General features: G+C 43.8%; 13 protein-coding genes. 4 read left to right on the top strand and 9 right to left on the bottom strand.

Features of this window, described 5'->3' with window-relative positions; translation table 11 throughout:
• The first annotated feature begins 160 nt into the window (after window positions 1-160).
• Window positions 161-1,612, top strand: coding sequence for a formate transporter FocA (gene focA / locus AC6R05_RS12585; protein ID WP_500647554.1), 1,452 nt, complete (start codon window positions 161-163; stop codon window positions 1,610-1,612).
• Between the two features lie 197 nt (window positions 1,613-1,809).
• Here focA and AC6R05_RS12580 read toward each other — a convergent pair whose 3' ends face one another.
• The 3 genes from AC6R05_RS12580 to AC6R05_RS12570 all read right to left on the bottom strand — a co-directional run bounded on the left by AC6R05_RS12580 (window position 1,810) and on the right by AC6R05_RS12570 (window position 3,309).
• A complete protein-coding gene (locus AC6R05_RS12580) occupies window positions 1,810-2,379 on the bottom strand; it encodes a YceI family protein (RefSeq protein WP_500647553.1) in 570 nt (189 codons plus the stop codon).
• Window positions 2,376-2,915: a cytochrome b gene (locus AC6R05_RS12575; protein WP_152470617.1), complete on the bottom strand. Its 540-nt coding sequence runs from the start codon at window positions 2,913-2,915 to the stop codon at window positions 2,376-2,378. Before AC6R05_RS12575 ends, AC6R05_RS12580 begins: the two co-directional genes overlap by 4 nt.
• 148 nt (window positions 2,916-3,063) lie before the next feature.
• Complete coding sequence (locus AC6R05_RS12570) at window positions 3,064-3,309, bottom strand: DUF2164 domain-containing protein (RefSeq protein WP_285464677.1); 246 nt, start codon at window positions 3,307-3,309, stop codon at window positions 3,064-3,066.
• 195 nt (window positions 3,310-3,504) lie between these two features.
• Here AC6R05_RS12570 and AC6R05_RS12565 point away from each other — a divergent pair, with 195 nt between their 5' ends.
• Both AC6R05_RS12565 and AC6R05_RS12560 read left to right on the top strand, forming a co-directional pair.
• Window positions 3,505-4,140 carry a hypothetical protein gene (locus AC6R05_RS12565; protein WP_032552588.1) on the top strand — a complete coding sequence of 212 codons (636 nt, stop codon included), beginning with the start codon at window positions 3,505-3,507 and terminating at the stop codon, window positions 4,138-4,140.
• 553 nt (window positions 4,141-4,693) lie between these two features.
• Window positions 4,694-5,431 (top strand): EAL domain-containing protein, encoded by a 738-nt coding sequence (locus AC6R05_RS12560; protein WP_084181917.1) that lies wholly within the window; start codon window positions 4,694-4,696, stop codon window positions 5,429-5,431.
• Between the two features lie 114 nt (window positions 5,432-5,545).
• Here AC6R05_RS12560 and AC6R05_RS12555 read toward each other — a convergent pair whose 3' ends face one another.
• From AC6R05_RS12555 to AC6R05_RS12545, 3 genes are read right to left on the bottom strand one after another with little or no spacing between them, the layout of a single operon-like run.
• Entirely contained in the window at window positions 5,546-8,605 is a 3,060-nt protein-coding gene (locus AC6R05_RS12555; RefSeq protein ID WP_500647552.1) for an efflux RND transporter permease subunit, read from the bottom strand.
• On the bottom strand, window positions 8,602-9,657 hold the full coding sequence (locus AC6R05_RS12550; protein ID WP_500647551.1) for an efflux RND transporter periplasmic adaptor subunit: 1,056 nt from the start codon (window positions 9,655-9,657) through the stop codon (window positions 8,602-8,604). The genes AC6R05_RS12555 and AC6R05_RS12550 overlap by 4 nt, the downstream gene beginning before the upstream one ends.
• Window positions 9,657-10,745 carry an efflux RND transporter periplasmic adaptor subunit gene (locus AC6R05_RS12545; protein WP_500647550.1) on the bottom strand — a complete coding sequence of 363 codons (1,089 nt, stop codon included), beginning with the start codon at window positions 10,743-10,745 and terminating at the stop codon, window positions 9,657-9,659. The genes AC6R05_RS12550 and AC6R05_RS12545 overlap by 1 nt, the downstream gene beginning before the upstream one ends.
• 168 nt (window positions 10,746-10,913) lie before the next feature.
• Here AC6R05_RS12545 and AC6R05_RS12540 point away from each other — a divergent pair, with 168 nt between their 5' ends.
• Window positions 10,914-11,657: a TetR/AcrR family transcriptional regulator gene (locus AC6R05_RS12540; protein ID WP_032552940.1), complete on the top strand. Its 744-nt coding sequence runs from the start codon at window positions 10,914-10,916 to the stop codon at window positions 11,655-11,657.
• A 145-nt stretch (window positions 11,658-11,802) separates the two neighbouring features.
• On the opposite strand, the gene AC6R05_RS12535 is transcribed toward AC6R05_RS12540, so the two are convergent.
• The 3 genes from AC6R05_RS12535 to AC6R05_RS12525 form a co-directional block, all read right to left on the bottom strand.
• Window positions 11,803-13,077 (bottom strand): DEAD/DEAH box helicase, encoded by a 1,275-nt coding sequence (locus AC6R05_RS12535; RefSeq protein ID WP_500647549.1) that lies wholly within the window; start codon window positions 13,075-13,077, stop codon window positions 11,803-11,805.
• 66 nt (window positions 13,078-13,143) lie between these two features.
• Window positions 13,144-13,758 carry an acyl carrier protein phosphodiesterase gene (locus tag AC6R05_RS12530; RefSeq protein ID WP_500647548.1) on the bottom strand — a complete coding sequence of 205 codons (615 nt, stop codon included), beginning with the start codon at window positions 13,756-13,758 and terminating at the stop codon, window positions 13,144-13,146.
• Between the two features lie 80 nt (window positions 13,759-13,838).
• Window positions 13,839-13,967: a hypothetical protein gene (locus AC6R05_RS12525; protein ID WP_255231879.1), complete on the bottom strand. Its 129-nt coding sequence runs from the start codon at window positions 13,965-13,967 to the stop codon at window positions 13,839-13,841.
• Between the last annotated feature and the right edge of the window lie 303 nt (window positions 13,968-14,270).

The following is a 14,270-nucleotide window of genomic DNA, read 5'->3' as shown; positions in this document are numbered from 1 at the left end:
TCAATATTTCTGATGTGGTTTTTAAATATTATCAATTTTACCTGTACCCCCAGCACTCGTAATCTGAATGGGCAGCAACGATTTAGTGGCTGCGATATTCAACATTCACTTAGGTATTAACACTAGGAATCACTTATGACGGATTGTTCAAGGAGGGGGTATGGCGACCAGCACTTCTGATAATCACCAACTGTTTTCGCCAACAGAAATGATGGCTGAAGCGGAGAAATTTGCACTCAGTAAAGCGAATAAAACCAGCAGCATGACGATGAGTCTTGCGATTATGGCTGGCGCATTCATCGGACTCGCTTTCCTATTCTATATCACAGTTACCACCGGCAGTGCCGACGCCGGTTGGGGTTTGAGCCGCTTAGCTGGCGGTCTTGCCTTCAGTATGGGACTTATCTTAATCGTCATCTGTGGCGGTGAACTGTTTACCAGCTCGGTGTTATCTAGCATCTCCTGGGCAAACAAGCAGATCACCTTTGGCAAGATGCTGTCGATTTGGGGAAAAGTGTATGTAGGTAACTTTATTGGTGCGATGTTCCTACTTGCTCTGGTAAGTGCCGCAGGGCTTTATCAACTCGACGGCGGCCAATGGGGACTGAACGCGCTCAATATCGCGCAACACAAACTCCACCACAGTCCGATTCAAGCATTTGCATTAGGTGTGCTTTGTAACCTACTGGTTTGTTTAGCGATTTGGCTAACCTTTAGCTCTGCCAATGCCATGACAAAAGCAATGATGACGGTACTACCTGTTGCCATGTTCGTTAGCACAGGCTTTGAGCACTGCGTGGCAAACATGTTTATGGTGCCACTGGGTATTGTGATTCAAAACTTCGCACCAGAAAGCTTTTGGACACAAATAGGCATGACATCTACTCAGTATGCCGACCTCAATGTCATGCAATTCGTCACTGCAAACTTACTACCAGTGACACTCGGCAACATCGTTGGTGGCTCTGTTCTCGTAGGCTTAGCGAATTGGAGCATCTACCGCAGACCGCAGCTTAAAGCGGCAAAAATAACAGCAATAACACAAGCAACTCAAATTACGTCAGTTAAGGAAACTACTATGAACACGAACACAATCATCAAAACAATCATGAACACGAACCCGACGACTCTATCTGTTGAAATGCCAACTGCTGTTGCTATCGACACTCTGCTAGACGCACAACAAGTAAGCGCGCCAGTGTGTGATTTAGAAGGTCGCTTAGTGGGTGTATTCTCAATTCATGACGTAATGGTCGACCTTTGGTGCCAAGACTACATCCCAACCGCTGGTCAGAAGGTTGTCGATTTAATGAGCCGCGATGTAGTAGCGATTGACGCCAATGACAAGCTTGTGGACGTCGCGGAATTCCTTTGCATCGACAAAGAGCAGCTATACCCAACATCTAGCATGGGCATTGCAACTCGCTTTACCACACTTTCTTTAGAAGAACGTGCGAAGGCGATGAAAGTGAGCCAACCACACATGCTTCCAGTTCTTGAAAACGGCACGATGGTGGGTGTTCTAACTCGCGCTGAAGTGATGCAAGCGCTTCGCCCTATATACGGTGACCGCCTAAACGTAGTAAAAGAGACAGAACTAGAAACGGCATAACCTCTGATAAACAAAACACGTGATAACAGCGTGTGGCTAGAAAAGATGTCTCGATTGAAGTGATACAGTTTGGATAACTCTATTCAATACGCAAGATAACACCAATCAAAAAGACTCATGGCTTAATAACGAAAAAGGCGCTAAGCATCTGCTTTGCGCCTTTCTGTATGTATGAGACAGAGGTTAGTCTATTCGACTTACTTCTTGATGCCTTCTACGTGAAGTTCCATGTCAACGTAGCTAGAAGCGCCCATGACTTTAATATCGAAGTCAGCAAGCTCTAGACGAGTTGTACCGATGAAACCTGCACGCTCACCACCCCATGGGTCTTGACCAGCACCGATGAACTCAGCATCGATCGTGATTGGTTTAGTCACACCGTGCAGAGTTAGCTCACCCATTACAGCCAGTTTACCATCACCGTTATCAACCACTTTTGTGCTGTTGAATGTCGCTTCAGAGAATTTACCTGCATCGATAAAGTCACCGCTACGGATGTGCTTGTCACGCTCAGCGTGGTTTGAGTCAAGGCTTGTAGTATCAACCACAACGTTCACTTTAGACGCTTCTACGTTGCTTTCATCAAATGAGAAGTCACCAGAAAATGTGTTGAAACGTCCTTTAATAAAGCTGTAACCAAGGTGGCTCACTTTGAAGTTAACAGACGCGTGTGCGCCTTTTGTATCAATCACGTAATCAGCAGCGTTCGCAGCGAAAGGCATTGCCATAGCAAAGGCTAGTCCTGTAGCGATAATTGATTTTTTCATTTTGATGCTCCTATCATTTTTCGTAGCGTATCGTCTTTGTCGATAATGTGGTGTTTAATCGCAGCCAGTGCGTGAACTGATGCCAATACAATCAGTACCCAAGCTGCATAGTAGTGTACGGTTCCTGCCAAGTCGGATTGGTTAGCAAATAACTCTCCCATACTTGGAACAGTGAACCAGTTGAAAACATCTATGCCACGACCATCTGATGTTGAGATCAAGTAGCCAGACACAAATAGAGCCAACAGATTTAGATACATGAAGCCGTGTGCAGCCTTCGCCGCCACCACTTCATAACTTTTACCTTCAACACTTGGTGACACTGTCACTGTTTTCCAGATCAATCTGAATAGGGTCACAGCAGCCAAAATAATACCGATTGAACGATGCCAATCAGGCGCCGTTTTATACCACTCGCTGTAGTAAGAGAGGTCAACCATCCACAGGCCAACACCGAATAATCCAAAAATTGTCAGTGCTGAAACCCAGTGCAACAGTCTAGCTATTGGATTGTAGTTCTTTACATTATTACTCATGTTTCATTCCAAAAGGTTGCAGTTGGTATAGTATGAAGAGCGTACATTACTCTGTGTTGTTGAAACATATTATTTACCTAGCTTTACATAAATGACATAACTAAAACTCAAACAACATGTTCGAATAATTTGAACAAGATGATTTTACTTATAACTCAACGACCTGCTCTATCTCGTAAAGTTCATCGCTAATGTCGAGCATCTTACGCTCCATCACCTTTTGCGCGTCCTCGATTCCCTTGTTGTAATAGACAGCACCAAATTTTTTGCTGATAAAATCAACAAGAAAGTCCGCGTCAAATTGGCCTATCTCGACATCGAGCTCATCTTGCAAGTAGCGTTGCAGTACTTCGGTCATTTCAGTCTTTTGTTTTCTGTCTAACTCTATGGTCATCACTTCCTCGTAAGTCTTTCTAAATATTGTTATTTATAAATGTTAAACGCCATTAGCACGCTTACAACATAAAAATCGACACACAGCTTAATTTTGATAAAGCGATCAAGAACTGAGCCATTGTTGTTGGCAAATTACACAGTCATTACCTTACTATTCAGTTATCAACATTGTAGCCATGTATAAGGACATTCATTGTTATTAGATCTCGTGATACAGAGCATCAACCTCTTCCAAGAGGATTGCCTGAAGTTGTGCGAACATCACTACCCTACCGTTCACAATCAAGGAATCAGTGAGCACCATATTGGTAAGGCATTTGCACGACGAATGCAGCACACACTACTTAGTTTTGATCACGAGAGTATGATTCACCCACTCGATATGCTGCCACTTAATGAAACGGCACGACATTTTCGTATATCGTCTGAAATTGGTACGGTATGGGTCATCAGTCACCATATGGTGAGTGCTGGTAAAACTTGTCGTAAGAAACTTCTGGTCGATGTTCATCATTGGCTCGGCGAATACGGTTACGCAATCCAACCCAATGACCTACTCATCATTGTTTCTGACCATTGGATAAGTCGCAGCAAGCACAGTCGCGAACTGTTGCATTGGTGGATGGGTGAATTGCCGGACGAAATTACTGAGTACAGCCAACAAGGCATAACCTTACAAGAAAGTGATTCACAGTTCGCTTCAGATTTGAATATCAACTTTGGCATAACCCCTTGCTTCATCAAATTTGGGCATCCATTAAAACGTTCAAACAATCAACAATTAGTACGCAAGTACATTCAGCTGTACGCGGTTATGCAATGGGTTTAGTTGTAACTTCAGAATTAAATACTCATCTAAGCTCATAAAGCAAAGAAATACACCAGTCACTATAAAAACTATTAGTTTGTTCGTTTATATCTAGTAAATATATCGTTGATTTATTTCAATTTTATTTTCTCGGAATAACTAACACTTTAGTATGGGCTATTTCATTCTATTTCTAAAAGTTTGATATTGAGTCAGAGATCAACAGGGAAATGGTATTTTGATTGGTATCACGATATGCGATCGAAATATATTAAACCTAACTCAAGCATTGCGATGCATAACACATTAACTGACTAACATTTACTCAGCAAATCACACAGATGCAATTCATAATTCAACCGAATAAATATAATTCTCCGCAATTTATAATGTTAAATTGTTTTTATTTATATATGGATCGCGTTAATGCTTCTTTTATTAATTGACAATTTATCCACGCATGTCAATATTGTGACACAAGGAATTATTTATCCCTTTAATGGATTATCTTTAATTAAGTATGATTTTATCTGACCGTAGTGAATTCGTTAAATGCATCTCTGTTGATGATCGGATGCAGTTTATTGCTAATTACCAAAACCTTACTTTAAGAAGTGTTTATCAGCCCATTTTCAACGCAAAAATGGAGCAAATCGGTGTTGAAGCATTAGTTCGAATTACTGATCAAGACGAGCAAACTATCAGACCAGATCACTACTTACACTCTGATGAAACATCCATTGACGACAAAATCAATGTAGAGCGCTTGAGCCGCGTCATTCACGTTCGTAACTTTGCGCAGTCCACGTCTCGTCACCTTCAGCTTTTCCTTAATGTACTACCCAATGTTGGTGAGTTGTTTGCTAACTCCAATGTCAGTGATAGTCTGCTGGCCAAACGCTTAGTTGAACTTAACCTGTCGCCCGAACAGATTGTAATGGAGCTAGTTGAACTGACCGCAGACAGCGAGGAGAGGCTCAAAGAAGCAGCAGGTTCTCTTGCAGAGAATGGTTTCAAGGTTGCCGTTGACGACTACGGCACTCAAGCCTCAAATGAAGGAAGAGTCCGTCACATTACCCCGCATATTATTAAGGTTGACCGTTCATTGATGCTGGAGTTTGAACAAGGTAATGCAAAGCCTATTCATGATGTTCTAGCGCTAGCTAAATCAATCAATGCGCAGACCGTAATCGAAGGTATTGAGACTCAACAACAGCTAGAGCTAATGCAAACAGTAGGATTTGATATGTATCAGGGCTACTTTTTAGCTATGCCGACACCAATTGAGTTGGATGTTCAAATCGCAATCTAAGTTCAACCCCATACCTTCTTTATCTCACTACCCACTTATCTAATCTAACAAGATCAAAAAAGCCCAACCTATTTCAGGCTGGGCTAGGCTAAAACGAATCGTTTATATCAATCCTTAATATCCCGCAGTGGACGGTTTGATTCTGAATAAGATGGCAAACATCACAGGTACGACAATCAAAGTCAGTACCGTGGCAAAGCCTAAGCCCGCCATGATGGTGATCGCCATCGAGCCAAAGAATGCATCAAAGACTAGTGGAATCATGCCTAAAATAGTGGTCAATGCCGCCATAGATACTGGACGTACACGGCTGATGGCACTGTCTACTACCGCTAGGTATGGGTCTTTTCCTGTCTCTAATTCACTGTTGATTTGGTCTAGTAGAACAATCCCGTTCTTCAAGATCATGCCGCTCAAGCTGAGTAAGCCCAAGAATGCTGTGAAGCTAAATGGCATGTTGGTACTCAACAGACCAATTGATACACCGATGATCGACAGTGGCACTGTAAACCAGATAACCAAAGGCTTACGTACCGAGTTAAACAGCAGCATAGTGATAATGAACATCAATAGGTAACCCATTGGCAGTGAACCAAAGAGCGACTCTTGCGCATCCTTAGAGGATTCGTATTCACCGCCCCACTCGATGCTGTAACCTGAAGGAAGTGGTAGTGCTTCAATTTTCGGTTGTACTCGTGCAAATAAGCTTGCCGGTGTTTCATCGCCTAATACGTCATGGTCAGCCAACACTGTTAACGTACGCTTACGGTTCTTACGTTGAATCAGAGGCTCCGACCATTGCAGTTCTACACCATCAATCACTTGTTCAACTGGGATGTAAGTCTGTAGTGACGGGCTCCAGATCTTCACGTTGTTTAGTGACTCAAAATCAAAACGCTCTTCTTCAGGTAAACGTGCAACGATAGGCAGCATGTGTGTACCATCACGCAGCAATCCGATGTTGTATCCACCAAATGCCATTTGCAATGTATGAGACAAGTCTGCCTTTGAGATGCCTAAGCGACGCGCCTTAGATTCATTAAATAGAGGCACCAACTCTTTGGTACGCTCGCGCCAGTCGTGGCGTACGTTGCGAGCACCTGGATCTGCAAGCAGGATGTTTTCTACGTCAGTCGCAATAGTGCGCAGTACATCAGGGTCTGGGCCAATAATACGCGCCTCGATTTTAGACGCAGGTGATGGACCAAACTCAATCAACTTGAACTGGAACGTTGGCTGTTCAAACTCAATCGCCAGCTTTTCGTCAAGCTTTTCAAGCGTCGCGAACATGGTGTCACGATCAGTCGTTCTTACTTGCAGTTGAGCGTAGGCTTCATAGCTCTTTTCTGGTTGGTAAGTCAGAGCAAAACGCTGCATGCCTTGACCCGCCGTTGTAGTCACGAACTCAACATTGTCCAACTTACGAATGTAGCTCTCTACTTTCTCTGTTTGCTTAATGGTTTCGCGGATATCTGTGCCTTCTGGCATCCACATATCAACGTAGAACATTGGTGTATTCGACGCAGGGAAGAACTGCTGCTTCACCATGCCGAAGCCAACAATCGATACAGCCAATAGGCCGACCATGCTCGCAACGGTTAACCAACGGAATCTCAGTGCAAACTTTAGCATCGCGCCAAATACGACAAACAAGATACCTTTGTATGGGTCTTCGTCTGTACCTGTTTTGTCTTCTTCCTTGAGCATTAAATCGGCTAGGAACGGTGTCAGTGTTAGAGCGGTGATCCAGCTTAGGAAAAGTGAGAAACACAATACCCAGAACAACGAACCCATGAATTCACCGGTTGCATCTTTCGATAGACCGATAGGAGCAAACGCTGTAATTGCAATAATGGTGGCGCCTAACAGAGGCCATTGCGTTTGAGTCACAATGTCTTTCGCGGCTTGTAGCTTACTTTTACCCTTCTTAAGTCCAACCAAGATACCTTCAACCACAACAATGGCATTATCCACCAGCATACCTAGCGCGATAATCAAAGCACCCAATGAGATTCGGTGCAGCTCTACCTCGTTGTAGTCCATCAAAATAAAGGTACCAAACACCGTCAGCAGAAGTACTAGGCCGATAATTAAGCCGCTACGTAAGCCCATCGCAAAAAGTAGAACAACGATTACAATAGCTACCGCTTCTACCAAACTGATGATGAAATCTGAAACGGACTTATCAACTTCTTGCGCTTGGTTGTAGAAATAGTTCAGCTCAATGCCCGCTGGTTTGATCGACTCAAGACGTTCAAGTTCTGCATCTAGCGCTTGACCAATCTCAACCACGTTTACGCCAGAAGAGAACGCAATACCGATGTTGATGGCAGGCTTGCCGTTATACGTCAGCACATTACCTGGTTTTTCCGCGATACCTCGTGTTACCGTCGATACATCTTTCAGACGAATCAGGTTACCCGTGTCACGACCATGGATGATCAGATTTTCTAGCTCTTCAACTGTGCTTAGCGTTCCGTTTGGTTTAATTGCAAGGCTTTGGCCATTGAGCATTACCTCGCCAGAAGAAACCACACTGTTCTGTTGAGCAAGCAGAGAAGTCACTGTCGTCATGTCCAAGTTAAGTGCAGCTAAACGCTCCAAAGACATCTCAACAAAAAGTTGCTCCTGCTGATCACCAGCAATGCTGACTTTACCAACACCGTCGACAAGCTCTAACTCACGAGTTAGGTAATCTGCGTACTGTTTTAGCTCAACATAGTCGTAGCCATCACCAGTCAGCATTAGCATTACGCCAAATACATCACCGAAGTCATCAATAATCTGAACAGACTGTACGCCACTTGGAAGTGTTGGCTGTAGATCGTTGATCTTACGACGCATTTCATCCCAAATCTGAGGTAGTTCATCAGGACCGTAGTCCATCTTCATGCTAACCATGATCTGCGACATACCGTCTGACGAGGTAGACGTAATCTTATCGATATAAGGGAGTTGTCGAATCTCTTTCTCTAGCGGATAGGTCAATTCCTCCTCTACTTCCATAGAGCTTGCGCCCGGATAGGTAGAGATGATCATTGCATCTTTAATCGTAAATGCTGGGTCTTCTAAACGTGAAAGGTTGCTAAAAGAGCTCACACCACCGATAGCTAAAATAACCAGAAACAGCCAGCTAATAACTTTGTTTTTTATTGAATATTCTGCGATGTTCATTCTGCTTTTCCTGACAATTTCATTCCATCACGTAACTTGCGTAAGTTAGAGTTGATCAATTGGTCACCCTGCTCTACACCATGTGCGATAAGCGCACCTTGACCGCTGATCTTTTCTACCTCAACTAGGTTTTTATAGGCTTGGCCATCTTCGAGTTTCCATACATAAAACTCATTGGCTTCCGAGCCTGCTTGTAGGGTGGTCATAGGCAGTTGATAACCTTGCACATCGCTCAAACCCGCTTTAGCCATATCAACGTTCACCGTAACGCTAGTACCTGGCATGACTGGAGTTTCAAGCTGTGGCATCGACATCCAAAACTCGTAAGTTCTCGATTGCGGGTGTAATTCACTCGTGTGCTCTAAATAAGTCAGAGGGTAAGAGCCTTCAATGCCACCAAAAGTCGCGTTCGGACGGTAACTGCTAGAGCGCATGTCTGGGCTAATCGCAGCCAAAATTGAGTCTGAAACTTGAATGCGCACATACACCTTATCGTTTTGATATAGGTTCAGCAGTGTTTCACCCGGAGTGGTATTTTCAAATTGCTTTTTATCGACTGTAGAGACAGTACCGGTGAACGGTGCGTGCAGTTCGGTGTACCCCAGCGCTTGTTTAGCCGATGCCAAATTGGCAGACGCAAGCTTAAAGTTCGCTGTCAGCTGATCAAATTCAGACTTTGAAAGCATTTTGCTGGCAAACATCTCTTTACCACGCTCTAGCTGCTTGTTAGCAAGATCATATTGAGACTGTGCATCTACTACATCTTGACGGTAAGTGTCGCCATCAATTGTCGCTAATAGCTGACCTTTTTTAACCACGTCGCCCGCTTCTACGAGCACTTGGTCAATCTCACCGGCAATGCGAAATGCCAATGGTGTCAATTCTGCAGCCATCACTTGGCCGTTGAAATTACGGAATTGCTCTTTAAGAGGTGCTTTCACTTCAAAAGTCGATACCGTTAGTGTTGGCTGCTCTCTGTGTGCGGTTTCGTTATTACATGCAGCAAGTACCAGCGTTGAAGCAACAACGACCGCTAATTTATTGAATTTCATTAAATGCCGCCCTCACGCGTCCACGCTTTTACTTGCTGTCCATCAACCAATGCATCTACGCCCGCTTCGACAATTAAGTCGCCGCCCATGAGGCCACCGATAACGCGACCATTTTCATTCAGCGCAACGGTCACTTTTGAGATCATTTGGGATACAGGGTCGTAACGCCACAGTTCGCCTTGGGTTTCTTCTTTACTTACCCATGCTGAATCGACGATACCGATACCTTTTTCATCGGTGGATTTTTGAACTTCAACTTGTGCCGTCATACCAGAGAGTAAATTCAACTCAGCTGGCTTTTGAATTGATACAACCGCTTGGTAGCTGTTTGTATCTTCGTCTGGTTGCGTCGAAATCTCTTTGAAGCGTGTTGGAATGCGAATCCCGCGATGGCTGTCCATCACAACCCACATGTTGGATTGAACAAAATCGTTAATGCTACGATCTTCCAGTTTGGCAACTGGAACCGAGAAAGTAACGTCCATAGCACCGTGGTTCAAAATATTGAGAACTGGCTGTTTCTCGCCGATGACTTGGTGTTGTTTGCCAAAAACCATAGACACAACACCATCAAAAGGCGCCACTAGCTTTGTATAACCTAGGTTGGTTTTCGCTTGCTCAAGTTCCACGCCAGCAGCTGTGTAGTTATTCACTGCTTGGTCGTAGTAATCGGCACTCACCAACTTCTTAGCATAAAGCTCTGAAGCTTGTTGGTACTGACTATTTGCAAGATCGTACTTTGCCTGCGCTGCATCGAGTGCGATTCGGAAATCTGTCGAGTCTAAAACAACCAGTGTCTCGCCCTTTTTGACATCTTGCCCCATGCGAACTGCGAAGTTGTCGATCTGACCACCCACTTGAAAAGAAAGTGCTGCGCGGTCGGTTGCATCTACTTTAGCGATGTAGCTATCAAGCTCGATATTGGTCTGTTTCGGGATCTCCAATAACTTCACTGGCTTGATAACCAGTTCATTTTCTTCTGATTGTACTTTGTTACATCCGGTCAAGGAGCTCGCTAGGAGGATGACTGCTACAACAGCTCCTAGCGTCTTTACCGGTTTGGCTCTGAAAGATGATTTGGAATGCATTAAGCGGCTCCATTTAATTATTATGATTTACTACACAGGTGTGCAGTATATTTAAATTAACGGAATTAACAAGCTTTACTTTCCACCTGTGCAGTATTTTTTATTTCGACAAAAACAGTGTAGAATTAGAACATCATCCTAATTTGCGAAATGACAATGACAGAAAAAATGACGATGACTGAAAAGAAGCAAGGCCGTAGAAGTGCCAAAGATGCTGAAGAAACACGTTTTCAGATCATGACCATTGCGGCGGAGTTGTTCTGCGACCAAGGCTACGAACGCGTTTCGTTGCGTAATATCAGTGATAAGGCGGGCGTTTCTCACAGCTTGATCCGCCATCACTTTGGGAGCAAAGAGAAGATTTGGCACGCGATCAGCGATTGCTTGCATGCGTATTTTCAAGCTTACATCGCTAAGATCATGCAAGAGCTGCCAAAAGACGTAACGCCAAAGGTCACCCTATATCTGTTTTCGATGCGACTGTTCACCAATATGATCCACTCTCGAAGACCGATGCAGTTGATTTCAGACTCAGTACGACAAGAAGACAACCTGGTTGACTATTTCATTGATAACGTCGGTGACATCGAGCAAGAGATCAACATGCTTGCAGATGAATACAATGCTGCTTACCCAGAGCACCCTATCAACATTTATGAAATTAAATGGCAGATGATCATCTATGCCAACGCCGCCGTGTGTCTAACTCCATTTATGGAAAGTACATGGAATGAAGGTGATATGGTTGCTACCCCTGACGAAGCATTGATGAACCATTGGCAGATGTTTAACAAACAGATGATCAACACCTACAAGGTTGACGAAGAATGGGTTCTAAATCCGAACACGCTTGAAGAGCTGATTTACGACGTACCGTGTGTGTGGAAATGCAACCCTGAGCACCACGAGTAGCAATAAATCAAGTAGTTAGGTTTATAGATACTCACGTTTTATAGATACATAGCAACGTAAGTCGACCTTCAATCGAAAGATACAGAAAAGGCGCTATGGATAGTATCCACAGCGCCTTTTGTATTTCTAAGCCATGACGCGAGCCTTAACGGCGCGCTTTACCGCGGTTTTGGTGAATCTTGAGCTTCGCTTTCATCTTGCGTTTTTCAGATGAACGGCTCTTACCACGACGACCTGTACGCTCTGCCTCAACCTCTTCAATCAAGCTAGGTTCAAAGCCCTGTAGCCACTCTTGTGGTAGGCGCTTATCAAGCAAACGCTCAATCGCTTCAAGCAAGTACTCTTCGTCTCTGCTCATTAAAGAAATAGCCAGGCCTGTATTGCCAGCTCGACCTGTACGCCCTATGCGGTGAACATAATCTTCGGCCTTGTAAGGCATATCGTAGTTTACAACTTGTTCCAGTTGTTGGATGTCAATACCACGTGCCGCAACATCGGTTGCAATCAAAGCTCGGACCTTACCTGACTTAAAGTCATCCAGTGCCTTTTGGCGAGCACCTTGGCTTTTATCACCATTGATTGAAGCTGCTTTGATTCCGTCTAACTTCAACTCTTTAACTAACGCATCAGTACCTTGCTTAGTCTTAGTGAAGACTAAGACCTGTTGCCAGTTTTTAGAGCCGATCAAGTAAGCCAATAGTTCACTTTTGCGCTTCTTATCTACTGGGTAAACCATCTGTTTTACGGTTTCAGCCGTGCTATTGGTTGGTGTTACTTGAATCTCACTTGGAGACTCCATCATACGATGCGCAATAGATTTGATTTTGTTGTCAAAAGTCGCAGAGAAGAACAGTGTTTGACGAACATCATTCATGCGTTTCAATATGCGCTTGATGTCTGGCATAAAGCCCATATCAAGCATGCGGTCTGCTTCATCAAGCACAAGTACTTCGGTTTGGCTTAACATGATGTTCTTAGTGAACATGTGGTCAATCAAACGCCCCGGCGTTGCGATCAGAATATCCGCGCCCGCTTTTAGATTGTCGGTTTGAACTTTCATACTAGTGCCGCCATAAGCAACCACAATTTTAAGTCCAGTGCCTTCAGCATAACTAGTAATGTTGTCGAAGACTTGCTGTGCGAGTTCGCGCGTCGGCACTAATACCAAAGCTCTCACCAGTTTAGGGTTTGGAATCACATTGTCTTGGCTAGCCAACAAACGTTGAATGATTGGTAAACCAAACGCCGCGGTTTTACCCGTACCTGTTTGAGCACCAGCCAGTACGTCTTTACCTTCTAATACGAGTGGGATCGCCTGCTCTTGCACGCTTGTCGGGGTTGTGAAATTTAGCGTCTGTAATGTAGACAGCAACTGCTCCGAAAGCCCCAATTGTTCAAAAGTTTGGTTTGTATCAGACATAAAATGATGCTCAAAGTGGAAATAGGCGCGGATTGTAGCAAACCCCAATGGAACTGTTTACCTTTGTCATTGATTTTTCTTTGCTGACATTTCAATTTGCTGTTGCCGATGCTGCCAAGAGCGCTCAAGTACGTCTGGGTAGAGCTCACAAAAGTGACACTGCAACTTATCATAGTTAGCGGCTAGGTCATCAAAGCACTCTTTTAGTACTCCAAGTCTTGGCCTTCGTAAAGACATTCTCTCTAATACCATAGCAATTGAATCCATCGATTCGTAGCTTTCTAACCAGCGTTGCTGGGACATTTTCTGATGGACCAAAAGAAAATTCTCGGGCCAATGCTCCTCTGAATCTTGGCTTATCTTACTATGTGAATTCTTACAGAATTGTTTAAGTGAAGAGTTAGAATATGTTGACCAGTTTGTGGCTAAACAGTGATCCCAAAAAACATCAAGCGCAATTGGAGCAAAGCGTTGAGTCTCTTTTCTGAACAGTGTTTTTGCTTGCTTGGAGATCACATGAGAATCGGTATAGCTATCGACAAACCGATGCAGTCGAATACCATCAGCTAAGGGTTGAGAATAGTGTTTTGAGGGATCCCCTTTCACAAAGTCACCGAGCAGGTTACCTGCTAAGTCACTACGACAGTGATTTGCGATATGAAGATGGGCAAGAAAGTTCATTGAACCTCATTAAAGTAGAGCCAATTGGAGACATAGTAAACGCACTCCATAATCTTAGCTAACTTTAATGAGGACGTAGGTTAGTTTGACGAGCTAAACATCTCTTCGGCTAATTGCTGAACTGCCTGTTCGTAATCAGAAAGGTCGATGCCAATTTCCATCGCATCTAACAGCTCGAGACTTTCGTCATTAAAATATTGGTCACTCATATTGTGCCCTTCTATTCCTTATCATAGGCTTTCGCCCTTACAACTAAGTGTCTCCATATTGTGCGTTAAATATGACAGATTTATGAAGACACTCCGTGTTTCCCAACAATTTTTAATGCGCTCTTTTTGAGCAGCACACCTCTGTTCTAAATCGGCATTCGCGCTATAGGATCCATATCTCCGAAGTTGGGTCGCGCGCCCACACTATTACTGGTCACGTCCCACCGACTCAATCTTTTCTTCACCAAACTATGAATCAGATCATAGATAAACGATTGCTTTGTACTTTAAGTCGATTAGAAA

It is taken from the genome of Vibrio sp. R11-SG3-ISO9 (assembly GCF_059834255.1).
The sequence above is the reverse complement of the archived record's forward strand: the minus strand, read 5'-3'. Positions and strand labels throughout refer to the sequence as shown.

Excerpts from the sequence above, each read along its gene's own strand:
- focA (WP_500647554.1), top strand. The coding sequence starts at position 161 with ATGGCGACCAGCACTTCTGATAATCACCAACTGTTTTCGCCAACAGAA.
- AC6R05_RS12580 (WP_500647553.1), bottom strand. The coding sequence starts at position 2,379 with ATGAAAAAATCAATTATCGCTACAGGACTAGCCTTTGCTATGGCAATG.
- AC6R05_RS12575 (WP_152470617.1), bottom strand. The coding sequence starts at position 2,915 with ATGAGTAATAATGTAAAGAACTACAATCCAATAGCTAGACTGTTGCAC.
- AC6R05_RS12570 (WP_285464677.1), bottom strand. The coding sequence starts at position 3,309 with ATGACCATAGAGTTAGACAGAAAACAAAAGACTGAAATGACCGAAGTA.
- AC6R05_RS12560 (WP_084181917.1), top strand. The coding sequence starts at position 4,694 with ATGCAGTTTATTGCTAATTACCAAAACCTTACTTTAAGAAGTGTTTAT.
- AC6R05_RS12555 (WP_500647552.1), bottom strand. The coding sequence starts at position 8,605 with ATGAACATCGCAGAATATTCAATAAAAAACAAAGTTATTAGCTGGCTG.
- AC6R05_RS12550 (WP_500647551.1), bottom strand. The coding sequence starts at position 9,657 with ATGAAATTCAATAAATTAGCGGTCGTTGTTGCTTCAACGCTGGTACTT.
- AC6R05_RS12545 (WP_500647550.1), bottom strand. The coding sequence starts at position 10,745 with ATGCATTCCAAATCATCTTTCAGAGCCAAACCGGTAAAGACGCTAGGA.
- AC6R05_RS12540 (WP_032552940.1), top strand. The coding sequence starts at position 10,914 with ATGACGATGACTGAAAAGAAGCAAGGCCGTAGAAGTGCCAAAGATGCT.
- AC6R05_RS12535 (WP_500647549.1), bottom strand. The coding sequence starts at position 13,077 with ATGTCTGATACAAACCAAACTTTTGAACAATTGGGGCTTTCGGAGCAG.
- AC6R05_RS12530 (WP_500647548.1), bottom strand. The coding sequence starts at position 13,758 with ATGAACTTTCTTGCCCATCTTCATATCGCAAATCACTGTCGTAGTGAC.
- AC6R05_RS12525 (WP_255231879.1), bottom strand. The coding sequence starts at position 13,967 with ATGAGTGACCAATATTTTAATGACGAAAGTCTCGAGCTGTTAGATGCG.